The organism is Actinomycetospora sp. 2LY8.5 (assembly GCF_057180585.1).
In genome coordinates, this window is sequence record NZ_JBXUHE010000030.1 from 33,815 (window position 1) to 56,363 (window position 22,549).

A 22,549-nucleotide genomic window follows, 5' to 3' on the forward strand; every position below is an offset into this window, starting at 1 on the left:
CCTGCGCCAGATGTGCCTCGCGTTGCCCGAGACCACCGAGAAGATCAGCCACGGGTCGCCCTCGTGGTTCGTGCGCAAGATGTTCGTGAGCTGTGTGGGCCACCACCACGGCGACGAGCACCTCGCGATGTGGGTGGCCGCGCCCGAGGGGGCGCAGGAGGAGATGGTCACCGCCGAGCCCTCGCGGTTCTTCGTCCCGCCGTACGTGGGGCACCGCGGGTGGCTCGGGATGCGCCTCGACGTCGAGCCCGAGGGGCCGGACTGGGACGAGGTCCGCGAGGTCGTCACCGACGCCTACCGGGTCGTCGCACCGAAGCGGCTCTCGGCGCGTCTCGACGAGGGTGCTTGACCTCGACATTGCTCCAGGTTTCACCCTGGTCGTCATGAGCACCGACCTGCCGGCCCTGCCCGACGACTTCGCGCGAGTCCTGGCCGTCGCCGCGCACCCCGACGACCTCGAGTACGGCACGGCCGCCGCGGTCGCGTCGTGGACGGCGTCCGGGCGCGAGGTGTCCTACGTCCTCGTGACCCGCGGCGAGGCCGGGATCGCCACCACGCCGCCCGACGAGGCGGCCGCCGTGCGTGAGCAGGAGGAACGGGCGAGCGCCGCCGCGGTCGGCGTGCACGACGTGCGCTTCCTCGATCACCGCGACGGCGTCGTCGTCGAGGGGATCGAGCTGCGCCGTGACCTCGCGCGCGAGATCCGCCGCGCGCGCCCGGAGCTCGTCGTGGTCAACAGCCATCACGAGACGTTCGGGCCCGGGGCGTGGAACAGCGCCGACCACCGGGCCGTCGGCCGGGCGACCATCGACGCGGCCGGCGACGCCGGCAACCGGTGGATCTTCCCGGAACTCGTGGAGGAGGGCTTCGAGCCCTGGGACGGCGTGAAGCACGTCGCGGTCGCGGGGTCGACGCAGCCGACGCACGAGCTGGACGTGACCGGGTACCGGGACGCGGCGATCGCGTCGCTCTCCGAGCACCGGGCCTACCTCGCGGCGCTCGACCCGCGCCCGGTCGCCGAGCAGGCCCGCGAGGTCGTCCTCATGAGCACGGGCGACGAGGACGGCCGGGCGCGGGTGCGCTTCGAGGTGTTCGGCTGAGGACCGGTCTCAGCCCGGGAAGAGCCCCGGCGCCGCGCGCCCGTCGGCGGGCGGCGCGGGGGTGGTCGCGGGTGCCGTCGGGGTGGTCGGCGTCGTGGCGATCGGGGCCGGCGCGGGGGTGGCCGTGGCCGCGGCGAGCGCCGGCAGGACGCCCATCGCGTGACCCTCGGCGTTCGGGCCGCCGGCGAGGAGCGCCTCGCCCTCGGTCAGCGGCGTGAGCCACGGCGCCTGTCCGCAGACACCGTGGCCCGCGAACGCGGGGCGGGCGTCGACGAAACGCATCCCCGCCGCGGCGACGCGTTCGGCGAGCACCGTGTCGAGGCGGTTCACGGCGTCGTCGAGACGGGCCGCCCGCGCGGTGTCCGCGGCCCCGGCCGGGCAGGCCTTGCCCTCGGCGAGGAGGGGATAGCCGGTGAAGGTCACCGCGGCACGCGGGGCGCGGCGGCGGATGTCGGCGAGCGCGGGATCCAACGACCCCGGCAGCGCGTGCAGCGCGCGGTCGAAGCGGCCCGCGGCCTCGTCGCAGCGGGCCGGCGTGCCCGCGCTCGAGCACGCCGCGCCGAGGGCGCCGAGCCCGGTGGCGTCGGCACCGACGGTCGCGGTGACGACCTCGGTCGCGTCCGACAGCGAGGTGAACTGCCCGTTCCCGCCGCCGGACGCCGACGCGCACGCCCGCGACGTCCAGGCCGCCTCGCCGGCGGCGCGGGCGAGCAGCGCGGGGTAGGCGAGCGTGCTGCGCCGACAGGGGCCGGACCCGGGCTCGATGTCGCCGGCCGCGGTGCCCGCCGCCCAGGAATCGCCGAGCACGACCCGCCGGTTGCCGTCGCCGCCGCTGCCGGGGCTCCCGGCGCCGACGGCCGCCACGGCCGGCACCGAGCCCAGGACCAGCGCCGCCGTCACGAGCGCCGTCGCCACCACCGATCGACAGCCCATCCCCGCCCCCGATCTCCGCAATGATCACGCCGTCCGACGGCGGTCAGTGTCGGTCTCGACAGCCACACGAGGGGGTGGTGTCACGCCATCGAGGGGGTTCGACCACCCACACGGGTGGAGTGATCGTGGGGATTCCCGACGTTCGACGCGGTCGTCCGCCTCCGGCGCGGCGGCTCTCGCTGCGCTTCGTGCCGCAGGTGGCCGCCGGGCCGACACACCCCGTGCGTCAGGCGGCCGCGGAGCAGGAGGTGGTGAGGGCGGCGGTGTACCAGTCGAGGAAGAGCTCCACCGACGCCTCGACGACCGGGGACAGCGGGCCCGGGCGGTAGCCCCGCGACGCGACGCCGGCGTAGTTCTTCTCGCACAGCTCCCAGTCCTGCTCCGAGGTCGCGCGCCACACCGCGGCGAGGGCCTCCTCGTCGACGGTGACGTCACGGGCGACGAGGAAGCAGAGCTCGACGTCGGTGGTGCCCGCGTCGATCGGGGTCAGGCGGGTCGTCACCGCGTAGTCCGCGTTGGCGTGCGCCCACATGTTCGGCAGCGAGATCACGCGCAGGCTCCCGACGTCCGGGTCCGAGAGCGAGCCCATCGGCGGGGCGAGCGGGCGGCCGTCGAGGGTCTCGGACAGGAAGCCGTCGCGCAGGGGCAGGCGCGCGACGCGGTAGGGGGCGCCGCCGGGGAAGTTGACGTCCTGGGCCGGCAGGCCCTGGGCGGACCAGTGCGCGCGGGCCGTGGCGAGCGCGCGCTCGTAGCGCGGGTTGGTGCGCACGTCGCCGTTGACGCCGATGTCGAAGTTCGACAGCGAGAACTCGGGGTGGCTGCCGGCGCAGTGGTAGCACTCGCGGTTGTTCTCGACGAGCGTCTTCCAGTTCGCCGCGACGCGGTAGTGCTCGCGCACCGCGATCCGCGCGTCGGCGAGCCCGTGCGGGCCGAGACGGGGCTCGAGGGCGTCGGCGAAGGGCTCGAAGGCCGGCGGCTCCCCATCGACTCCTCCGGCGAGGCAGATGAACACCAGCCCTGCGGTCTCGCGCACCGCGACCGGGGCGAGCCGGAACGCCTTCGTCGCGAAGCAGTCGCCCATGAGCCGCGCCGAGCGCAGCGAGCCGTCGAGCGCGTAGACCCACTGGTGGTACGGGCACACGAACGCCTTGACCTGCCCGCGCTTCTCGGGAGCGACGCGCGACCCGCGGTGGGCGCAGACGTCGTGGTGGGCGTGCAGGGCGCCGCCCTCGCCGCGGACGACGATCACGCGGTCGCGTCCGACGTCGACGGTGAGGTAACGGCCGGGCTCGTCGAGCTCGGCGGTGTGCCCGGCGAACAGCCAGTGCGCGGCGAAGACGTGGTCGAGGTCGGCGGCGAAGACGTCCGGGTCGGTGTAGGCCGCCTGCGGCAGGGACCAGCCGGGGGAGCGGTCGACCAGATCAGACATGGAAGGCGCGCCCCCAGCTCGGGTCGGTCAGGGCCGGGCGGTCGAGCGCGAACGTGCCGATCGGGTGCCTGCTCGACCCGGTGGTGGCGAGCTCGGCGAGGATGCGCCCGATCAGCGAGGCGAACTTGAACGCGTGCCCGGCCCCGACGCCGACGGCCACGCGCGGCTCGCCGGGCACGGTGTCGATCACGTAGTGCTGGTCGGGCGGGATCGTGTAGAGGCAGGTCTTCGTGTAGAGCTCCGGGCCGAGGAAGCCGGGAACGTGCTCGGCGAGGAACTCCTCCTGGCGCTTGCGGCGCAGCGGGTCCGGCTCGTAGGTGCGGCTGTCGGCGGTGACCTCGTGACCGCCCATGTGCTGCCCGAGCTTCGTGGCGACCTCGCCGTACACGGGGAAACCGTAGAAGTTGTCCGCGCCGTGCCACATGAACACCGGGAACCGGGACGGCGAGAAGTCGAGCAGGTTCGGCGTCGCGTAGTAGGTGACCTGCTCCTGGGTGACCGTGAGCGGGACCTCGTACAGCCCGTCGAGCACCTCGTTGGTGCGCGCGTCCGCAGCGACGATCACGCGCTCGGCGCGGATGACCTCGTCGTCGAGGACGACCTCGACGTGGTTCGCGGTCGGGCGCAGGGCGCGCACGGGGCTGTGCTCGCGGATCTCCGCGCCGTGCCCCCGGGCGAGCGCGAGGTGCGTGGCGTTGGCGCGGGCGGCGTCGACGATGCCGGTGCGGCGCTGGTACATCGCCTCCTCGGTGCCCGCGAGACGGAACTGCGGCCAGCGGCGCTGCACCGCGCGGGCGTCGAGGAGCTCGAAGTCGACGTCGTTGCGGTCGGCCACCGCGGCGTAGCCGCCGATGTCGCGCCCGCCGGTGGTCAGGCCCTGGCGGGCCTCGACGTCCTCGATGATCAGGCCACCGGTCTCGGTGACCAGCGTCTGTCCGGAGACCCGCTCGACGTCGCGCCACGTCGCGTAGGCGTCGTGGGCGAGGGCGGCGTAGGCGTCCTGGTGCTGGGCGTAGCGGATGATGCGTGAGTGGTCCTGGCTGGCGCCGTGGTCGTGGCCGAGGCCGTGGCGCTCGAGGGCGAGGACGCGGCCGCCGACCGCGCGGGAGAGCCAGTAGGCCGCGGCGGAGCCGAGGCCTCCGCAGCCGACGACGACGTGGCGCAGATCGGATCGGGGGCGTGTGCGAGGCACGGTGATCACTCCGGGTGGGTTCTCGGATGTGTCTCCACCCTCGCCGCTCACCCGCTCGTGTGGAGCGGATCTGCGATCCGCCCTGCCACTGGTCTCATCAGGCCGGACTTATGAGTCGCCTGCGGGCAGGATCGGTTCATGGACGTCGAGCTGAGGCAGCTGCGCGTGTTCCTCACCGTGGCCTCCGAGCTGCACTTCAGCCGCGCGGCCAAGCGGCTGCACGTCAGCCAGCCGGCGCTCTCGCAGCAGATCCGGGCGCTGGAGAAGACCCTCGGCGCGGCGCTGTTCGACCGCTCGAGCCGCGCCACGGAGCTCACGCCCGCCGGGCGCGTGCTGCTGGACGCGGCGCCGCGCGTGCTGTTCGAGGCCGAGCGCGCGCAGTCGTTGGTGACCCAGGCGTCGAACGGGGCGGTGGGCCTGCTCGTCGTGGGATCGGTCGGCACGGCGCTCGCGTCGATCACTCCGCGCATCCTGCGCTCGATGCGGGCGTCGTTCCCCGACCTGCAGCTCGAGGTCTCCCAGCAGGACACCGCCGCACAGATCGTGGCGATCGCCGACGGGCGGCTCGACGTCGGCCTGGTGCGGGCGGCGCCGCCGACGGCGACCGTGGCCGTCGAGCACCTCGTCTCCGAGCCACTGCTCGCCGCGCTGCCGCTGGATCACCCGCTGGCGAACCGCGACGAGATCGAGCCCGAGGCGCTCGCCGACGAATCGTTCGTGCTCTGGCCCCGGCCGCTGGGCATGGCGTTCTTCGACATCATCACCAGCTACTGCCGCGAGCACGGCTTCAGCCCCGACATCGTGGCCGAGGGCGCGGACATCGAGACCCAGCTCGGCCTCGTCGCCGCGGGGCTCGGGGTGTCGCTGCAGCCGGCGTACTACGCGAACCTGCGCCCGCCGGGCGTGGTGTTCCGTCCGCTCTCGGGCGACGTGCCGATGGTCGCGCTGCAGGTGGCCTGGCGCCGCAACGACCGCTCACCCGCCGTCGCCCACTTCGTCGACACGGCCCGCGCCCTGGGTACGTGAGTACTTTCCGGGCCCATGGGCCCGGAAAGTACGCACATGGGTCGCCTAAACGGAAGTTTACTCCCAGTTCGAGTACCGTCGTCGGCAACCGACCTCGGGAGCGACGATGCCCACCACCATTCCCCGCCACATGCAGCGCGACCGGTTCGCCCCGGTCCCGGAGACGCAGGCGGCGCGCGACGAGGACGACTTCCCGACGATCCGGACGGCCATCGGCACCGCTGCCCGGCTCGTGACCCGCTACGCCGACGTGCGCGAGGTGCTCGGCGACGCCGAGCGGTTCTCCAACACCGGGCTGCCGCCGCTGCCCACCCCCGACGGCGAGCAGGAGGAGGACCCCCGCGCCGGCAACCTGCTCGCGTCCGACCCGCCCGAGCACACCCGGCTGCGCCGCCTGCTCACCGGCGAGTTCACGGTCAAGCGGATCCGCCGCCTCGAGCCGCGCATCGCCGAGATCGTCGACGACCACCTCGACGCCATGGCGGCCGCGGGCCGCCGGGCGGCACGAAGCGGAGCGGAGCCGACGCGCCGGAGGCCGTACGCCGACCTGGTCAGCGCCTTCGCCCTGCCGGTGCCGAGCCTCGTCATCTGCGAGCTGCTCGGGGTCCCGTACGCGGACCGCGACGAGTTCCAGAGCCGCTCCACCCGCCAGATCGACCTCAGCCGCACCCTCGAGGAGCGCGGCCGCGTCGCCGCCGAGTCCCGCGCCTACATGGGCGAGCTGGTCGACCGCGCCCGGTCGGCGCCCGGCGACGACATGCTCGGGATGCTGATCCGTGAGCACGGCGACGACCTCGCCCGCAACGAGCTCATCGGGATCGCGTCCCTGCTGCTCATCGCGGGCCACGAGACCACGGCGAACATGCTGGGCCTCGGCACGCTCGCGCTGCTGCGCGCGCCCGACCAGCTCGCGCACGTGCGCGACGAGCCCGGCACCGTCGCCCCCGCGGTCGAGGAGCTGCTGCGCTACCTGTCGGTCGTGCACTCCGGGGTGCCGCGGCTGGTCCGTCACGACACGACGGTCGGCGGGCGCCCGGTCGCGGCCGGTGAGCTGCTCGTCCTGTCGCTGCCCGCCGCCAACCGCGACCCGGCGACCACCGACCACCCCGACGACCTGGACGTCACCCGCGCGATCGCCCCGCACGTCGCCTTCGGCCACGGGGTGCACCATTGCCTCGGCGCGCCGCTCGCCCGCGCCGAGATGGCGGTGGCGTTCCCCGCACTGCTGCGACGGTTCCCGGGGCTCGCACTGGCCATTCCGTTCGACGAGGTCGAGTTCCGCTCGGCCACCGTGGTGCACGGGCTGCGCGCGCTGCCCGTGACCTGGTGACCACCACCACCGAGGGAGAATCACCATGAAGATCCAGGCCGACCGCGACCTGTGCATCGGCGCCGGCAACTGCGTGCTCGCCGCCGAGGACGTCTTCGACCAGGACGACGACGCCCTGGTCGAGGTGCTCGAGGACCACCCGGGACCCGACCAGGTGTCCGAGGTCCGCAACGCCGTCGCCCAGTGCCCGTCCGGGGCGCTCTCGCTGGTCGACGACTGAGCGTCCGGTCGTGCACCGCCGGTTAAGGTGACGGCGATGTCCGCGCCACCGGATCGACCCCTGCGCGCGGATGCCGCCCGCAACCACGCCGCGATCCTCGCCGCGGCGCGGGCCGCGCTCGAGGCCGACGGGCCGGATGTGGCGCTCGAGGAGGTCGCCCGGCGTGCCGGGGTGGCACCCTCGACGCTCTACCGCCGCTTCGCGGGGCGCGACGAGCTGGTCGCCGCCGTGCTCGACGACTACGTCGCCGAGTCCGTCGAGCCGCTCCTGGCCCGCGCCGCGGCCGTCGACGACCCGTGGGCGGCGCTCACCGGCGTGCTCGAGGGGCTCGTGGACGGGGTCACCCGCCGCCGCGGGCTGCTGGCCGCCGCCAAGGCGGTCGGGGCCTTCACCCCCGAGCTCGCCCACCGCACGCTCGAGCCGCTCGGTGACCTGCTGCGCCGCGGGCAGAGCGCCGGCGTGGTGCGCGGCGACCTCGAGCCCGAGGACCTCCTCGTCGTCGTGCAGATGGCCGTCGTCACCGCCGAGGGCCGCGCGGACGGGGCGCGGCGCTGGCCGCGCTACCTCGGTCTGGTGCTCGACGGCATGCGACCGCGCGGGCAGTGACCGGGCTCCCTAGTCTCGGCGTCCGTGCTCAAGGGATGGACGGTCCACGGCGACGGACGGGCGCCCGCGGCCGGTGAGGTCGTACGGCCCGACGAGCGGCTGTCGTGGGGTCGCACGGTGGGCCTCGGTGCCCAGCACGTGCTGGCGATGTTCGGGGCGACGTTCGTGTTCCCCGTGCTCATGGGCCTCGACCCGAACCTCGCGATCCTGCTCTCCGGGCTCGCGACGATGCTGTTCCTGCTGATGACGCGCGGGCGCGTGCCGAGCTACCTCGGGACCAGCGCCTCGTTCGTCGGCGTCGTCGCCGCGGTCCGGGCCGACGGGGGCACGAGCGCCGAGGTCACCGGGGCGATCGCGGTGTGCGGCGTGGTCGTCGCGGCCGTCGGGCTCGTAGTGCACCGCGGCGGGTCCCGGTTCGTGTCCGCCGTGCTGCCGCCCGCGGTGACGGGCGCGGTGGTGCTGCTGATCGGCTTCAACCTGGCCCCGGTCGTCGCCGGCACCTACTGGCCGCAGGACGAGCTCGTCGCACTGATCACGATGCTCGTCGTCATGGGCACCGCCGTCGCCGGGCGGGGCATGCTGTCGCGGCTCGGGGTGCTCGTCGGGCTCGTCGTCGGGTTCGCGCTCTCGCTGCTGCTCGACGCCACGCTCGGCCCGATCACCGGTCCGGACGCCTCGGGCGTCGTCTCCGCGCACCCGCGCGTCGACCTCTCCGGGGTCGGCGACGCCCCGTGGATCGGGCTGCCGCTCGGCACGCCGGAGCTGCCCGGGCTGCACATGCCCGCGTTCAGCGCCTCGGCGATCCTGCTGATCGTGCCGGTGGCGATCGCGCTGATCGCCGAGAACACCGGGCATGTCAAGGGCGTCGCGAGCATGACCCGCGAGGACCTCGACCCCTACCTCGGCCGGGCGCTCGCCGCGGACGGCATCGCGACGGCCGTGGCGGGCGGCGTCGGCGGCTCGCCGACCACGACCTACGCCGAGAACATCGGCGTCATGGCCGCGACCCGCGTGTACTCGACCGCGGCGTACTGGGTGGCGGCGGTCGTCGCGATCCTCATCGGTTTCTGTCCCAAGTTCGGCGCGGTGGTCGCGGCCACGCCCGGCGGCGTGCTCGGCGGTATCACCGTCGTGCTCTACGGGATGATCGGCCTGCTCGGAGCGCGGATCTGGGTGGAGAACAAGGTCGACTTCTCCCGGCCCGAAGTCCTCGTGCCGCTCGCCGCGGGCATCGTCATCGGCATCGGTGACGTGGCGCTGACCGCCGGCGGCGGGTCGCTGTCGGGGATCGCGCTGGGCTCGATCGTGGTGATCGTCGGCTACCACGCGCTGCGGCGGCTGGCGCCGGCTCAGGGGCAGCGGGACGACGAGGACGTGTCCTAGTCCGTGGCCAGCCCGTCGAGCAGCGCGAGCAGCGCCCGGCCGTAGAGATCGGCCGGAACGGTGCCGCGGGCGAGGCGGCGGTGCTGCACGAGGCCGGTGAAGACTCCGAGCACGACCGCCGCGACCTCCTCGTCGCGCAGCGTCCAGACGACGCCGCGGCGCTCGCGCTCGGCGCGGATCAGCGGCAGGAGGTCGCCGAGCAGACGCTCGTGGTGGGCGGCGAGGTCCGCGCCGAAGTCGGCGTCCCGCACGGCGTAGAGCCAGGCCTCGGCGCCGAGGAGGGCGGCGCGCTCGTCGTCGGCGGTGTCGACGACCTGCCGGTCGAGGGCCTCGAGGGCGGACGGGAGGCCGTCGGCGAGGTAGCCGCGGGCGGCGCCCATCTCGGCGACGCGACGCCGATCCATGAGGGCGAGGAAGAGGTCCTGCTTGCTGGGGAAGTGCGCGTAGAGGGCGCCGACGGACACGCCGGCCGTGCGGGCGATCTCCCCGACCGACGCGGCGCCGTAGCCCTTCTCGGCGAACACGGTGGCCGCGGCGTCGAGCAGCCCGGCGTGCGTGCGCTCCTTCGCCTCGGCGCGTGAGCCGGAACGGGGGATGCCGCCGGGCGGGGTCGGGTCGGACACCGCCACAGCGTCGTCATGGTCGAACTGTCCTGCAAACTCGACGCGTGCGAGGCCCGGTGGCGATTCCGGCGCCACCGGGCCCCGCACCCCCCATCTGCTCGTCGGCAGGCGTTCCGGCTCCCCCGATGGGTCGGAACGCCGTGCGGTCAGAGCAGGCCGTCGACCACGTCGCCGACCGCGTCGCTCCCCAGCACGCTGCCGGCGGCACCACCGACGCCGTCGAGAAGGCCGCCGACGCCCTGGGCGACCCCGGTCACCAGACCGGTGCGGTCCTCGCTGTGGCCGTGCGTCGACTCGCTCCCGCCGTCCGACGAGTGGGACTCGGTCGCGCTCGCCACGCCGGACAGGGCGAGGGTGCCCGCGCCGGCGAGGGCGGTCGCCGCGGCGATCCGCTGCAGTCGCTTCATGCCTGATCTTCCCTTCGGGTCTGTCGTCACCGCGGTGATCGCGGCGCCGAGGAGTCTCCCGAGACGCTGAGCGCCAGTTCATCGAGGGGCCGTTCGATGAACGTTCGCTCAGTCAAACGGTCGGCGGTAAACGCCCCTCCGAACGGAGTATTCAGATTGAGCAGATGGCTCTCAGGAACGCTCGACGGAGTGATGACTAGAACGTTCGGGTGAAATGTCATCAATGGTGTTCGCTGTCGGTGACATCTCCTGCTCGGGGTGGGCGTCAGGCGTCCATCGCGATGACGACCTTGCCGAGCACGTGTCCGTCCTCCACCGCGGCGAGGGCGTCGGCGGCCCGCGCGAACGGCAGGACGGTGCGGACCCAGGGGTCGAGGTCGCCGGCGGCGACGCGCGCGGCGAGGTCGTCGAGCACCGCCGTGCTGCGGTCGCGGGGGATGTCGCGGCCGCCGAGCTCGGCGACCAGGGGCTTGTCGGCGACCGAGAACAGGTGGGACGGCTCGACGAGCGGGGCGACCGCGCGCAGGGCGTCCCCGCCGACGAGGTCGAACACGCCGTCGACGCCGTCCGGGGCCACCGCGCGCACGTGGTGGGCGACGTCGCGGCTCCCGACGACGGCGGTCGCGCCCAGGTCCCCGAGCAGGTCCTGCTTGCCCTCGCTCGCGGTTCCGATCACGTGCAGGCCCCGGGTGCGCGCGAGCTGCACCATCGGGATGCCGACCCCTCCGCCCGCGCCGTTGACGAGCAGCGTGGCGCCTGCGGGCAGCGCGAGGGCCGTGAGAGCGTCGTACGCGGTCCCGGCGGCGACGGGCAGGGCGGCGGCGTCGCGCGCGCAGACCCCGTCCGGGCGGTGCGCGGCGAACGACGCCGTCACCAGCGCCTGCTCGGCCCAGCCACCGACCATGCCGGGGCAGCCGCCGAACACCTCGTCGCCGTCGGTGAAGCCCGTGACGCCCTCGCCGACCGCGACGACCGTGCCGGCGACCTCGCGCCCGAGCACGGCCGGGCCCTCGTGGCCGTACTCGCCGTTGCGGAGCCGCCAGTCGCCCGGGTTCACGCCGGCGGCGCGGGCGCGGACGAGGAGCTGGTCGGGCCCGGGCTCGGGCACCGGGACGTCGAGGTAGACCTGCTGGTCGGGGCCGCCGGCCCGGGTGAATCCGTAGGCGTGCACGGGTCCTTCCTACTCCCCGGCGCGGGCCCTCCATCGGGAGAACAGCGCCGCCGTGGCCCCGCCCAGCAGGCAGAGCGCGGAGAGCGCGAGCAGGTAGGCCGCGAGCCACACGTGCTTGAAGATCTCGAAGTAGCCGTCCCCGGCGACCGCGACGATCACGAGACCGAGCGCGGTGGCGGCGGCGAGCCCGGCGGCGAGCGACCAGCGTCCGGCGCGGCCCTGCCACCGCGCGGTCGCCGCCGCCGCGAACGCGACGATCACCAGCGCGGTCGGCAGCCACGGCGGGCGGCGGGTGTCGGCGAGGACCTGGGCGAGATCGGGCTGGCGCGCCCCCGACCAGCCCGGGTGCCCGTCCGGCGACGAGGGCGCGCTCGACGGGGCGGGCAGCGCGTCGAGGTAGGGCAGGTCCGCCAGCGTGGTGGCCTGGAGCCCGACGCCCAGGGCGCGGGCGGCCGCCGCGGGGTGCTCGGCGAGCAGCAGCCACGCCGCGGACCGCGTCTCGTTCGGCCGGCCGAGCACCGCGCCCTCCCACCACGGGACGCCGTCGGGGCGTGGGGGACCGTTGAAGTAGCCGTTGCCGGTGAGCGCGACGGCGTCGGGCGGCAGGCCCAGGGGCGGGGTCGCCGAGGGACCCACCTCGAGCAGCACCGTCGTGAAGACGAGGTTGTGGGCGTTGACCGGCGCGTAGAACTCCTCCTGGCGCTCCAGCGCGGCGACGACGGGGGCCACGGCGAGCATCACGGTCACCAGGGCGACGACGGGCCCGGCGACGCGGGGTCTGCGCACGCCGACCGCCACGACCGCGCACGCGAGGACCGCCGCGCCGAGGACGGGGATGTAGGCGACCTTGGCCGTGGTGGCGACGAGCCCGCCGACGGCGGTCAGCGCCAGCGCGACACCCCGCGCCGCGCGGTGCTCCGGGCGGGTCACCAGCAGCGCGGCCACGCCCACCGCGGTGGTGACACATCCGAGCAGACCGGCGGGCTCGCTGTAGGTGGAGACGAAGAAGCGCGGGAACGTGGCGGCGGCCAGGGGGAGCGCCGGGATCGCGACGACCAGGGCCCGGCGACGGCCGGCGGCGGAGGCCGCCCAGGCGCCGAGCCCGACCACGAGGCCGACGAGCAGGGCGTAGGTCCACCCCAGCACGACCGGCGACCACGTGTCCGGGGTGAGGAGCGTGGTCGCGCGGGCCAGCAGGAGCGCCGAGGACGGCACCGGCTCGTCGCAGGCGGGCGGTCCCACGGCGAAGTCGGTGGTCCAGCCGCCGCGCCAGCTCGCGTACCCGTCCGCCGTGAGCGGCGTGAGGCCGGCGCCGCAGAAGAGGCGGTAGCCGTCACCGTTGTCCTCGACCCCGAGGGCGAAGAGCCGGGTGGCGAGCACGACGAGCGCGGTGGCCGCGAGACCCGCGACGACCCCGATCAGGGCGCGGTGGCGCGGCTCGGGTCGCGTCTCGTGTCGCGGCGGCCCGCTCGTCACGGCCGTCTCCGCGGTGCCCGTCGCCATCGGCGCCCATGATGCCCGAGCCCCGGTCGTCGGCTCCGGGCCCTGTCCGGTCGGACGGGGACGGAGGAGTGCCCGGCCCACCAGACTGTGTGCCGCCGGTCACTCCAGGAGGTTCACACCATGAGCAGGACGATCGACGGCGCCGGGATCGACAAGGTGCTGCAGGGAGCGGTCGACGCCGGGGACGTGCCGCACGTCGTCGCCATCGCCGCCGACGCCGACGGCGTGTTCTACGAGGGCGGAGCAGGCCCGCGCGCCGTCGGGGAGCCCGACCAGGTCTCGGGCGGCACTCATTTCCGGATCATGTCGATGACCAAGATGGTCGCCACGACCACCGCCCTGCAACAGGTGGAACGAGGCCAGCTGGACCTCGACGCGCCGGTCGAGGAGTACGTCCCGTCGTTCGCGGAGATTCAGGTCCTCGAGGGCTTCGACGGCGACACCCCGAAGCTGCGCACGCCCGCGCGCAAGGCGACGGTCCGCCACCTCGTCACCCACACCTCGGGGCTGAGCTACTGGTTCTGGAACGCCGACATCGGCCGGTACGAACAGGTCACCGGCGTGCCGAACGTCGTGCCCGGCGACCGGCGCGCCCTCTTCGCGCCGATGGTCGCCGACCCCGGCTCGCGCTACGAGTACGGCATCAACACCGACTGGCTCGGGCTCGTCGTCGAGGCCGTCGCGGGCACCACGCTCGACGTGGTGATCAAGGAGAACGTCACCGGCCCGCTCGGCATGGACGACACCATGTTCGCCCTCGACGACGCGCGGCAGGGCAACAAGACCCCCGTGCACGTGCGCGGCGAGGACGGGGCGTGGATGTCGGCCGGCAACTTCCTCCCCGACTACCCGGAGTGGTGGCCCGCCGGGCACGGCCTCCACTCGACGCCCCGCGACTACATCCGCTTCGAGCGGGCCCTCCTGCGCGGCGGCGAGCTCGACGGGGCGCGCATCCTGCGCCAGGAGACGGTGGACGCCGCGTTCTCCGACCAGCTCGGCGGCATCCCGCTGCCCGAGGAGATCGCGACCGCCGACCCGGCGACCACCGACACCCTGCACCTCGGGCCCGGCTTCACCTGGGGCTACGGGCTCCTGCTCAACACCGACGACGTCCCCGGGCGCCGCCGGGCGTGGAGCGGTGCGTGGGCCGGCCTGCTCAACACGCACTTCTGGGTCGACCGCACGACGGGCATCTGCGCGTCGATCTACACGAACTCGCTGCCGTTCATCTCCGAGCACGAGGCGTGGAAGCTCTACGGCGACTTCGAGTCGGCGCTCTACGCAGCGTTGTGACCGGATACCGTTTGCGTTGTCGTTAGCGGGGCTATGGACTGGGGGCCATGCTCCGCGACAGGCGCGTCGGCCCCGTGGCACCGCGAGTCGCCGTCGCGGGACCGTCGCGGACCTGGCTGGTCCCGGTGCTCAGCACCCTGTTCGTGCCCGTCTACGCGTCGGGCTTCATCGCCGGCAAGATCGCCACCGCGCACATGGCGGTGCCGACGGTGCTGCTGTGGCGATTCCTCGTCGCGCTGGTCGTGGTGCTGGTCGCCGTCGTCGCCATGGGCCCTGCCCCGCCGCGCGGGCGGGCGTGGGTCCACCTGGTGGTGACGGCGCTGCTGCTGCAGGTCGGGCAGTTCGCCTTCTGCTACGCGGGGCTCGCCGCCGGCGTGCCGGCCGGCGTCACCAGCCTCGTGCTGGGCATGGCGCCGTTGCTCGTCGGCCTGCTCACACCGCTGGTGCTCTCCACGCGCCTCGGCGCGGCGCCCGTGACCGGGCTGGTCATCGGGGCCTGCGGGGTCTACATCGTTCTGTCCGACCGGCTCGGCGGGGACCTCGGCGGGACGATCGCGCTGCCGGTGCTGGGCGCGCTGTCGATGGCCGCCGGGACGCTGTACCAGAAGCGGTTCAACGACGACACGCCCGTCGCCACGAGCGTCGCGGTGCAGATGGGGACCTCGCTGGTCGTCACCGCCGCCGCGATGCCGTTCCTCGGCGCGGCCTGGCTGCCCGCCGACGCGACCGGCTGGTGGGCCTCGCTCTGGCTCGGCGTCGTGAACTCGGCGGGGGCGTTCGTGCTGATGTTCGTGCTGCTGCGGTGGCGCTCGACGGTGCACGTCAGCTCGCTGCTCAACCTCGTCCCCGCGGTGACCGCGCTCGCCGCCGCCCCGATCCTGGGCGAGTCGCTCACGCTCCACGCCGTCGCCGGGCTCGCGGTGGCGCTCGTCGGCATGTACGTCGGGCTCGGACTGCTCACGCGCCCGGGACGAAGAGGCAGAACAGGTGCCCGTGCGGATCCCGCATGACCGCGACGCCCTCGGCGTCGAGGAAGTCGACGACGAGGCCGGCCGGTGAGGACGCGCCTGCCTCGGATCAGAGGGCACGACCAGGGCCCGAGCCCGGCGGGTCGATCCCCGTCAGATCCTGGTTGACCGCTCCTCTCATCGCACGCCGATCGCACGACGATGCCGCGAAGTCCAACGTTGTCTCGGCCGTTGACGAAGTTCGACTGTGGCTCTAGCTTGTTGCCCAGAGCGAAGTCCCGTGGGTCGAAGCGGGGGCGACAAGGCGTGGCACGTTGCTACCTCGGCGTCGTCGGTCTGGCTGGGCGACTGGGCGTGACACGCCACGCTGTGCATAAGTGGCGAGCCCGGTATGGACCCGATTCCTCCCACCCGTTCCCGGCCCCAGACGTCGTAGTGGACGGAGTGCCGGGCTGGGAGCCAGAGCGATTGGACGACGTGATGCGTTGGCGAGCCGAGTTGCCGGGCCGTGGTGCTGGTGGCGGCAGGCCTACTGCTGCGCGGCAGGGGTACCTGGAGGTCGCCGCGGTGAAGGGTCTCGACCGTGAGGAGGCTGTCCGGACACTGCGGGCGTTCATGGACGAGTTCCCCGGGATGACCGAGGCGGAAGTCGCAGCGTGGTTGATCGGGAAGTGGCAGGAGTGGGGAGCGCTGCGGGAAGCTTTCCCCGCATTGGCTCGCGAGAGCGGCACGGTCACCGGACCGCCCGGTAGCCGGTGACGTCCACGCCGATGTTCACCTGGCGCTCGATGGCGGCGGCGTAGTCGCCCGGGGCCTCGTCGACGGTGGTGTTGGTGGCGTTGGCGATCTGTTCCCACGTGGCGCCGACTCGTCGGGCGGCGTGGACGGTTTGCCACTGCCAGCCGGCGAGCAGCGAGACCAGCTCGGCGGCGTCTCGCAGGGCGTCGAGCGCGTCGACTTCGGGCGTGCAGTCGAAGGCACGGTGCAGCTTCTCACGGGCTTCGTCGGTGGTGACGCGGTCGCGGGCGGGGGCCAGGGTGTCGCGGGCCGACCAGTTCTCCCAGGTGGTGAGCAGGTCACGACGAGTGCGCATGATGAGGTTCCTGCATGCGGTGATGACGACAGCGGTCGACCACGGGCGTGTGACACGGAACCCGTGCCGCATCAAGGGCGCTGGCCAGCACCGAACACGGAGCGACCGTTCGCCTCGGTCCCGCAGGTCTTTGCCTCCGGGCCGCGCTCCCGGGGCGCTCCCGGGCGCTGGTCCTGGCGGTGGCGTTCACCGGGCTGGCGGGTGAGCTGATCGCACTGCGGCCCGGACAGACCCAGGGCGGGGAGATGGTCGTCGGGCCTCCGAAGTCGGAGGCAGGTGTCCGGGGCGTTGCGTTGCCTGACGTCCTGGTCGAGGAGCTGGCCGAGCACGTCGAGCGCTTCGGCGAGCCGGGCCCCGCAGGCCTGCAGTTCACCGGAGCGCGAGGCGCGGCGCTGTGTCGGGGCAACGTCCACCGGAAGACGGCATGGACGAAGACGGTGCTCAAGGTCGGGCTACCTGCCGGGTTCCACGTCCACGACCTGCGGCACACGGGCAACCAGCTCGCGGCGATCTCGGGCGTCAGCACACGGGAGCTGACGCGGCGTATGGGCCACGCGTCGATGCGCGCAGCGCTGATCTACCAGCACGCCAGCGACGACCGGGACTGGGCGGTCGCGGACAGCCTCAGCGCTCACGTCGAGCGAGTGCGGTCGACTGAAGAGGACGAGGAAGAGTAGGAGGACGACGATGCGGCGGCGTCCTAGCGTCCGCGTGTCCGGTACAGGGCGTCCCTGTCAGCGTCAGTCTCGCAGCTCGTGGGAGAGGAGACCCATGATCAGCTTGTCGTGCCAGGCGCCTTCGGCACGGTAGCCCTCGCGCAACCGGCCCTCTTCGACGAACCCGAGCTTGTCGTACACGTGGCGAGCGCTCTCGTTCTGGGGGAACACGCTGAGCCAGATCTTGTGCAGACGCATGACGTCGAAGCCGTAGCGGCAGATGGTGCGGACGGCGTCGGTGGCGAGACCCCGACCCCAGTAGTCGGTCTCGCCGATGTAGACCGCAAGCTCGGCGTCGCCCATCTCGGGTGTGGCACCCCGCAGACCGACGAGCCCGACCAGCGTGCGGTCGTCGAGGGGCTCGATGGCGAGGTCGAGGCGCTCGTAACGAGGACGTGTGACCTCGTCGAATCGGCTCTGGAACTGGTGGAACGACTCCGGACGCCCGGTCTCCAACCAACGCACGACGGCGGGATCGTGCCTCCAGCGCCAAGCGACCTCGACGTCGGAGGGCTCGAAGGCGCGCAGAGTGACCCGGCTGCCGGCGATCTGGACCATGCACCGAGGGTGCCTGACACGGCCTTCGGGAGAGCCTCGAAGCCTCGGGCTGATCGCACGCTCATCGCACAACGAAGGGCCCAGGAGCAAGTGCCACGACACGCCGCCGTGGTCGACGCTGCGCTGACCTGCGGTGTTGCTGTGGAGCGGGCGACGGGAATCGAACCCGCGTAGCCAGTTTGGAAGACTGGGGCTCTACCATTGAGCTACGCCCGCGGCGGGTTCCACCGTAGCGGATGGCCCCTCCCCGCCCTGTCCGGTGGGTCGAGGTACGTCCTGTGGAAACGGCGGGCGACGAGGCCTCGACGACTTCCTGAACGATCCGGAAAGACTCTTGACCGATCGACTGGAACGATCAGCCGAGAGTGACGTCCTACGAATACGCGACGGTAGGTGTCTACTCCTCGCCACCATGGGGAGAGCAGTCGCGACGTGGGAGGGAGAAAGATGATGATCACCGCAACAGAGGTCGTCGACAGGGTCGAGGGCACGGAGGACGACCACATCGTCCGCGGGCTGGACTGACGTCCGGCGCGACACCTGACCGGGAGGCAGCGGCGCCTCCGCGGTCCCCGCGCCTCGCCCCTAGACTTACCGTCACGGGGTGTGGCGCAGCTTGGTAGCGCACTCGCTTTGGGAGCGAGGGGCCGTGGGTTCGAATCCCGCCACCCCGACCGTGCCGGCCGGCGTGACCACGACCGCCGGAGGCACCGAAGAGGATCTCCCCACCGCCGATCCGTGGGAGGGCGCCTGCCGATCCGCGCACAGCCGGACCGTCGATCACGGTGCGGCTCGTGGAGATCGGGGGCCGTCGTGGGTGAGCGGACCGTCGCCCTGCTGGGACCGTTCCTGCTGATCGCCGTGGTCGTCGGCGTCGCCGCCCGTCGTCGTCCCGGTGATACGGGCGCAGGTGCGGATGCGGCCGCGCGGGGACCCGCCCGACGATCCGGCCGCCGCCCGCACGGGCCGGCCCCGGGACCGGCGCGCGATCGACGCTTCGGGCGGGCGCCCGACTGGAGATCGCTCCAGGTGCTCGTCGAACCCGATCTGGCAGCGTTCCCGGAGCATCCGGGCGGAGCATGGCCCGCGACCGGCACGACACGCATGATCACCACGCTCGAACGCCGGCCGCACGCGCCTCTCGCCACAACGCCGCCCGCTTCGTACGGTTTCCTCGTGACCGAGGACGTCGATCTCCCGCGCAGCATCGGGCGCCCGGCGACGGGCGCGCTCCTCGAGGCGGGGAACACGCGTCTCGAGCAGCTCGACGGCGTCGTCGCGAAGGACCTCCTCGCCCTGCACGGCGTCGGGCCGAAGGCGATCCGGCTGCTGGGGGAAGCGCTCGCGGAGCGGGGGATGCAGTTGTCCTGACGCGCGCCCGTCGAGCTGACCGTCATCGACACGACCATCGAGCCGTGGCAGGGCTTCCCGGTCGAGTACGTCGACGCGAACCTCGAGCACGTCCCGCGTCCAGGGCCGGAGACGGGCCTGAACGTGCTGACGATGGTCGACCCGGGGCGCCCGCGACGGGTTCCCCCCGTGTCCGCTTCGTTCGGATCACCGGGCACCATGCGGGCAGCGGTTCACGCAGCAGCCGCCCCGGGCGGCCCTGCCGTGACAGGTGGCTCTTCACCGGCAGGGCCGCCACTCCAGCTCCGAATCGGGTCGCCCGCCACGAGAGGATCGCGTCGTGACCACGATCTCCGAGCTCCACGGCGTCCGCGTGCAGGTTCTCGACCGCGACGGCCCGATCCTGCGCGACGAGGCGAGCGCGCTCGACGTCATCGGGGACACCTACGGCACCGAGGCCGACGTCGTCGCCGTACCGGTGGAGCGGCTCGACCCGGCGTTCGCGCAGCTCTCGAACGGGGTCGCCGGCGCGATCGTGCAGAAGTTCGTGAACTACCGGCTCCGTCTGGTGATCGTCGGCGCGCTGAGCGACACGTCCGGGCCTGTCGACGACTGGGTGCGCGAGGCCAACAGGGGCCGCGAGCTCTGGTTCGTCGCCGACCTCGACGAACTGGAGCAGCGGCTCAGCGGGGCGTGATCACGCCCAGTGCTCCGGCCGCGCGAGGTGGCCGGGCACGGTCGTCGCCGCGTCCCCGCGGGCGGCCTCGAGCTGCGGGCCGGTGAGCAGCAGCGCGCCCGCGAGCCGCGCGCCGCGGACGTCGGCGCCCCGCAGGTCGGCGCCGAGGAGCTCGGCGCGGTCGAGGTCGACCCGGCGCAGGTCGGCCCCGACGAGCAGCGCGCCGCGCAGCCGGGCGGAGCGCAGATCCCGGCGACGCAGGTCGGCGCCGAGGAGGTCGGCACCACGCAGGTCCACGCCCGGCCGCCCGGCGTGCGCGGCGGCCACGAGGTCGTCGAACAGCGCGCCGGCCTCCCGCCGCACGGCACCGACGTCGATGTCACCGAGCGCGGTGGCGGGCCGCGCCACCATCTCCTCGACCTGTCCCCGGAGCTCGACGGCCCCGGCGCCCACCGGTGAGCGGGTGGCCTCGTCGAGGAGGGCGAGGACCTCGTGCAGCGGGCGCAGGACCTCGAGGGCGTCGAACATCGACGGCACCCGGACCGCGGCGCCGCCGAACGCCACCTGGACGACCTGCTGACCGGCACCGAAACAGTCGAACACGGCGCAGCCCGGGAAGCCGCGGGCGCGGAGCCGGTCGTGGATGCCGCACCCGTCGTCGGGGCGCAGGTGGCGGCAGGGGGTGCGGGCGGGTTTGTCGACGGCGAAGTCGGCCGAGGCGGCGAACGACGGCCCGACGCAGCAGAGCGCCAGGCAGCGGGAGCAGTCCGCCGACCTCGGTGGGGTCGCCGCCGACTCCGACACAGGAGTCAGCGTCGGGCGCGCTTGCGACGCTTGGTGCCGTAGCCGGCGAGGACCTCGAACGTCTCGAGGGCACGCTCGATGTTGGCACGGATCTTCTTCATGGGGCTCATGTCCCTCCTCATGGCGGGCCCCGCGGCTGGGGAGCGGTGTGCGAGGCGTCCCCACCGTGCCAGGCCGACCCGGACGTGTCCCGCGGCGCGGTGGGGACGTGCTCTGTGCTCCGAACGGTGGCATTCCTCGGCGTGTCGCGGCCCGGACGAGCGACACGATGCCCGGTGCGGGAGACGGGCGGCGCTGCGCGACGGCGGGCGCCCGTGACACGCACGGTGATCATGAGATCGGCGGTCGGCCCGGCGAGATCGACGGCGCCCGGAACGTGTCGGCACGGGCGCCACGGCGAACGGTCGGGGGTCACGTCTAGACTCGCCGCCACGCCCGGGCGGGCGCGTCAGCAGGTACAGGCACCGGCTCGCCGGTGCTCCTCGACCGTGAGCGGTGAGGACGGCCTCCCGCGTCACGCCACGGACCGACCCGCCCGTACGCCCTGGGGGTGCGGGCAGGTCACCGCACGAGCGCACGATGGCCCTGCCCCGAGGAGAGACGACCAGTGAAGTCCACCGTCGAGCACCTGTCGCCGACGCGCGTCAAACTCGCCGTCGAGGTGCCCTTCGACGAGCTCAAGCCCACCTTCGACAAGGCCTACAAGAAGATCGCGCAGCAGGTGCGCATTCCGGGCTTCCGCCCCGGGAAGGCGCCCGCGCGCATCCTCGACCAGCGCCTGGGCCGCGGCGTCGTGCTGGAGGAGGTCGTCAACGAGGCCGTGCCCGCCAAGTACGGCGAGGCCGTCACCGAGGCCGAGGTCCAGCCGCTCGGCCAGCCCGAGATCGAGGTCACCGAGATCGAGGACGGCGACAAGCTCGCCTTCACGGCCGAGGTCGACATCCGGCCCGAGATCACGGTGCCCGACTACACCACGATCGCCGTGGAGGTCGACGACGCCGAGGTCACCGACGACGACGTCGACGAGCAGCTCAAGGGCCTGCAGGCGCGCTTCGGCACGCTCACCGGGGTCGAGCGCGCCGTGCAGAACGGTGACTTCGTCGTCATCGACCTGTCGGCCACCGTCGACGGCGAGGCCGTCGAGGAGGCCCAGACGACGGGGATGTCGCACGAGGTCGGGTCCGGCCAGCTCATCGAGGGCCTCGACGAGGCGCTCGAGGGCATGAGCGCCGGCGAGACCAAGCAGTTCACCACCCGGCTCGTCGCCGGCGACCACGCCGGCCAGGACGCCGAGGTCACCGTCTCGGTGCAGACGGTCAAGGAGCGCCAGCTCCCCGAGGCCGACGACGAGTTCGCCCAGCTCGCGAGCGAGTTCGACACGCTCGACGAGCTCAAGGACGACCTGCGCACCCGCTACGGGCGCGTCAAGAAGATGGAGCAGGGCAGCCAGGCGCGCGACCGCGTGCTCGACGCCCTGCTCGAGGCGGCCGACGTGCCGCTGCCCGAGTCGGTCGTGCAGTCCGAGGTCGAGGTCCGTGCCCACGAGGCCGTCCACGAGTTCGACCACGACGAGCAGAAGCTCACCGAGTACGTCGAGTCCCAGGGCCAGACCCGCGAGGAGTTCGACACCGAGCTGCGCACCAACGCCGAGCAGGCCGTGAAGACCCAGCTGCTCCTCGACAAGATCGCCGACGAGGCGAACGTCCAGGTCGAGCAGAACGAGCTGATGGAACGCATCATGATGCAGGCCCAGCGCTTCGGGGTGAGCCCCGAGGAGTACATCCAGCAGGCGCAGCAGGCCAACCAGCTCGGCGCGATCTTCGCCGACGTCCGGCGGGGCAAGGCGCTCGCCACCGTCGTGCAGGCCGCGACGATCACCGGTCCCGGGGGCTCCGAGGTCGACCTCTCGGAGCTGTTCGGCACCGCCGGTGACGACGAGGACGCTGCCGACGCTGCCGCCACCGAGGGCGCCGACGCGGCCGCCGGGCCCACCGACGAGGCCACCCAGGTGGCCGACGCCGACTCCGACGCGAGCGACCCGGAGTCGCCCAGCTCGCAGGTGGAGGCCGACGGCTCGGTCGACACCGAGGTCGTCGGCGCGCCGGACTCCACGTCCCGCGCCTGACCTCACCGGCGCGCTCGGCCCACGCTCCTGGGCGATCCATCGG

The 22,549-nt window shown here is 73.4% G+C and carries 23 protein-coding genes and 2 tRNA genes; 14 read left to right on the forward strand and 11 right to left on the reverse strand.

From position 1 onward, the window contains the following. Positions 1–10 precede the first annotated feature (10 nt). Positions 11–349 (forward strand): MmcQ/YjbR family DNA-binding protein, encoded by a 339-nt coding sequence (locus AC2A1K_RS25480; protein ID WP_483899192.1) that lies wholly within the window; start codon positions 11–13, stop codon positions 347–349. Positions 350–383: 34 nt separating this feature from the next. Then, positions 384–1,100 (forward strand): PIG-L deacetylase family protein, encoded by a 717-nt coding sequence (locus AC2A1K_RS25485; RefSeq protein ID WP_483899138.1) that lies wholly within the window; start codon positions 384–386, stop codon positions 1,098–1,100. Positions 1,101–1,109: 9 nt separating this feature from the next. Here the strand turns inward: AC2A1K_RS25485 and AC2A1K_RS25490 are convergent, their stop codons facing one another. The 3 genes from AC2A1K_RS25490 to solA form a co-directional block, all read right to left on the reverse strand. Continuing rightward, a complete protein-coding gene (locus AC2A1K_RS25490; protein WP_483899139.1) occupies positions 1,110–2,033 on the reverse strand; it encodes an SGNH/GDSL hydrolase family protein in 924 nt (307 codons plus the stop codon). 226 nt (positions 2,034–2,259) lie between these two features. Beyond that, on the reverse strand, positions 2,260–3,462 hold the full coding sequence (locus AC2A1K_RS25495) for an aromatic ring-hydroxylating oxygenase subunit alpha (RefSeq protein ID WP_483899140.1): 1,203 nt from the start codon (positions 3,460–3,462) through the stop codon (positions 2,260–2,262). After that, positions 3,455–4,654 (reverse strand): N-methyl-L-tryptophan oxidase, encoded by a 1,200-nt coding sequence (gene solA / locus AC2A1K_RS25500; RefSeq protein WP_483899141.1) that lies wholly within the window; start codon positions 4,652–4,654, stop codon positions 3,455–3,457. The genes AC2A1K_RS25495 and solA overlap by 8 nt, the downstream gene beginning before the upstream one ends. Positions 4,655–4,792: 138 nt before the next feature. Between solA and AC2A1K_RS25505 the strand changes: the two genes are divergently transcribed. The 5 genes from AC2A1K_RS25505 to AC2A1K_RS25525 all read left to right on the forward strand — a co-directional run bounded on the left by AC2A1K_RS25505 (position 4,793) and on the right by AC2A1K_RS25525 (position 9,219). Next, positions 4,793–5,680 (forward strand): LysR family transcriptional regulator, encoded by an 888-nt coding sequence (locus AC2A1K_RS25505; protein WP_483899142.1) that lies wholly within the window; start codon positions 4,793–4,795, stop codon positions 5,678–5,680. 106 nt (positions 5,681–5,786) lie between these two features. Further along, a complete protein-coding gene (locus tag AC2A1K_RS25510; protein ID WP_483899143.1) occupies positions 5,787–7,010 on the forward strand; it encodes a cytochrome P450 in 1,224 nt (407 codons plus the stop codon). A gap of 25 nt (positions 7,011–7,035) precedes the next feature. After that, on the forward strand, positions 7,036–7,230 hold the full coding sequence (locus AC2A1K_RS25515) for a ferredoxin (protein ID WP_483899144.1): 195 nt from the start codon (positions 7,036–7,038) through the stop codon (positions 7,228–7,230). A gap of 36 nt (positions 7,231–7,266) precedes the next feature. Next, positions 7,267–7,836, forward strand: a complete 570-nt coding sequence (locus tag AC2A1K_RS25520) for a TetR/AcrR family transcriptional regulator (RefSeq protein WP_483899145.1) — start codon at positions 7,267–7,269, stop codon at positions 7,834–7,836. Positions 7,837–7,860: 24 nt separating this feature from the next. Beyond that, a complete protein-coding gene (locus tag AC2A1K_RS25525) occupies positions 7,861–9,219 on the forward strand; it encodes a uracil-xanthine permease family protein (protein WP_483899146.1) in 1,359 nt (452 codons plus the stop codon). Here AC2A1K_RS25525 and AC2A1K_RS25530 read toward each other — a convergent pair. The 4 genes from AC2A1K_RS25530 to wsfD all read right to left on the reverse strand — a co-directional run bounded on the left by AC2A1K_RS25530 (position 9,216) and on the right by wsfD (position 12,923). After that, positions 9,216–9,842, reverse strand: a complete 627-nt coding sequence (locus AC2A1K_RS25530) for a TetR/AcrR family transcriptional regulator (protein WP_483899147.1) — start codon at positions 9,840–9,842, stop codon at positions 9,216–9,218. The genes AC2A1K_RS25525 and AC2A1K_RS25530 overlap by 4 nt on opposite strands. Positions 9,843–9,988: 146 nt before the next feature. Then, a complete protein-coding gene (locus AC2A1K_RS25535) occupies positions 9,989–10,249 on the reverse strand; it encodes a hypothetical protein (RefSeq protein ID WP_483899148.1) in 261 nt (86 codons plus the stop codon). A 265-nt stretch (positions 10,250–10,514) separates the two neighbouring features. Beyond that, the gene (locus AC2A1K_RS25540) at positions 10,515–11,420 is read right to left on the reverse strand and encodes an NADP-dependent oxidoreductase (RefSeq protein ID WP_483899149.1); all 906 of its coding nucleotides are present in this window, start codon (positions 11,418–11,420) and stop codon (positions 10,515–10,517) included. Between the two features lie 9 nt (positions 11,421–11,429). After that, positions 11,430–12,923, reverse strand: coding sequence for a glycan biosynthesis hexose transferase WsfD (gene wsfD, locus AC2A1K_RS25545; protein ID WP_483899150.1), 1,494 nt, complete (start codon positions 12,921–12,923; stop codon positions 11,430–11,432). Between the two features lie 120 nt (positions 12,924–13,043). On the opposite strand from wsfD, the gene AC2A1K_RS25550 reads away from it, so the two are divergent. Beyond that, positions 13,044–14,216, forward strand: a complete 1,173-nt coding sequence (locus tag AC2A1K_RS25550) for a serine hydrolase domain-containing protein (RefSeq protein ID WP_483899151.1) — start codon at positions 13,044–13,046, stop codon at positions 14,214–14,216. A 47-nt stretch (positions 14,217–14,263) separates the two neighbouring features. Further along, positions 14,264–15,226: a DMT family transporter gene (locus AC2A1K_RS25555; protein WP_483899152.1), complete on the forward strand. Its 963-nt coding sequence runs from the start codon at positions 14,264–14,266 to the stop codon at positions 15,224–15,226. Positions 15,227–15,917: 691 nt separating this feature from the next. Here AC2A1K_RS25555 and AC2A1K_RS25560 read toward each other — a convergent pair. Continuing rightward, on the reverse strand, positions 15,918–16,277 hold the full coding sequence (locus AC2A1K_RS25560) for a hypothetical protein (protein ID WP_483899153.1): 360 nt from the start codon (positions 16,275–16,277) through the stop codon (positions 15,918–15,920). A gap of 167 nt (positions 16,278–16,444) precedes the next feature. Here AC2A1K_RS25560 and AC2A1K_RS25565 point away from each other — a divergent pair, with 167 nt between their 5' ends. Then, a complete protein-coding gene (locus AC2A1K_RS25565; protein ID WP_483899193.1) occupies positions 16,445–16,954 on the forward strand; it encodes a tyrosine-type recombinase/integrase in 510 nt (169 codons plus the stop codon). Between the two features lie 63 nt (positions 16,955–17,017). Here the strand turns inward: AC2A1K_RS25565 and AC2A1K_RS25570 are convergent, their stop codons facing one another. After that, complete coding sequence (locus tag AC2A1K_RS25570; protein WP_483899154.1) at positions 17,018–17,551, reverse strand: GNAT family N-acetyltransferase; 534 nt, start codon at positions 17,549–17,551, stop codon at positions 17,018–17,020. Positions 17,552–17,693: 142 nt separating this feature from the next. Then, a tRNA-Gly gene (locus AC2A1K_RS25575) sits at positions 17,694–17,767 on the reverse strand. A 384-nt stretch (positions 17,768–18,151) separates the two neighbouring features. Between AC2A1K_RS25575 and AC2A1K_RS25580 the strand changes: the two genes are divergently transcribed. The 3 genes from AC2A1K_RS25580 to AC2A1K_RS25590 all read left to right on the forward strand — a co-directional run bounded on the left by AC2A1K_RS25580 (position 18,152) and on the right by AC2A1K_RS25590 (position 19,598). Beyond that, a tRNA-Pro gene (locus AC2A1K_RS25580) sits at positions 18,152–18,225 on the forward strand. Between the two features lie 502 nt (positions 18,226–18,727). Continuing rightward, positions 18,728–18,922 carry a helix-hairpin-helix domain-containing protein gene (locus AC2A1K_RS25585; protein ID WP_483899155.1) on the forward strand — a complete coding sequence of 65 codons (195 nt, stop codon included), beginning with the start codon at positions 18,728–18,730 and terminating at the stop codon, positions 18,920–18,922. A 319-nt stretch (positions 18,923–19,241) separates the two neighbouring features. Then, on the forward strand, positions 19,242–19,598 hold the full coding sequence (locus AC2A1K_RS25590) for a DUF4180 domain-containing protein (protein ID WP_483899156.1): 357 nt from the start codon (positions 19,242–19,244) through the stop codon (positions 19,596–19,598). Here AC2A1K_RS25590 and AC2A1K_RS25595 read toward each other — a convergent pair whose 3' ends face one another. Beyond that, the gene (locus tag AC2A1K_RS25595; protein WP_483899157.1) at positions 19,599–20,381 is read right to left on the reverse strand and encodes a pentapeptide repeat-containing protein; all 783 of its coding nucleotides are present in this window, start codon (positions 20,379–20,381) and stop codon (positions 19,599–19,601) included. Positions 20,382–20,988: 607 nt separating this feature from the next. On the opposite strand from AC2A1K_RS25595, the gene tig reads away from it, so the two are divergent. Continuing rightward, complete coding sequence (gene tig, locus AC2A1K_RS25600) at positions 20,989–22,506, forward strand: trigger factor (protein ID WP_483899158.1); 1,518 nt, start codon at positions 20,989–20,991, stop codon at positions 22,504–22,506. Positions 22,507–22,549 lie beyond the last annotated feature (43 nt).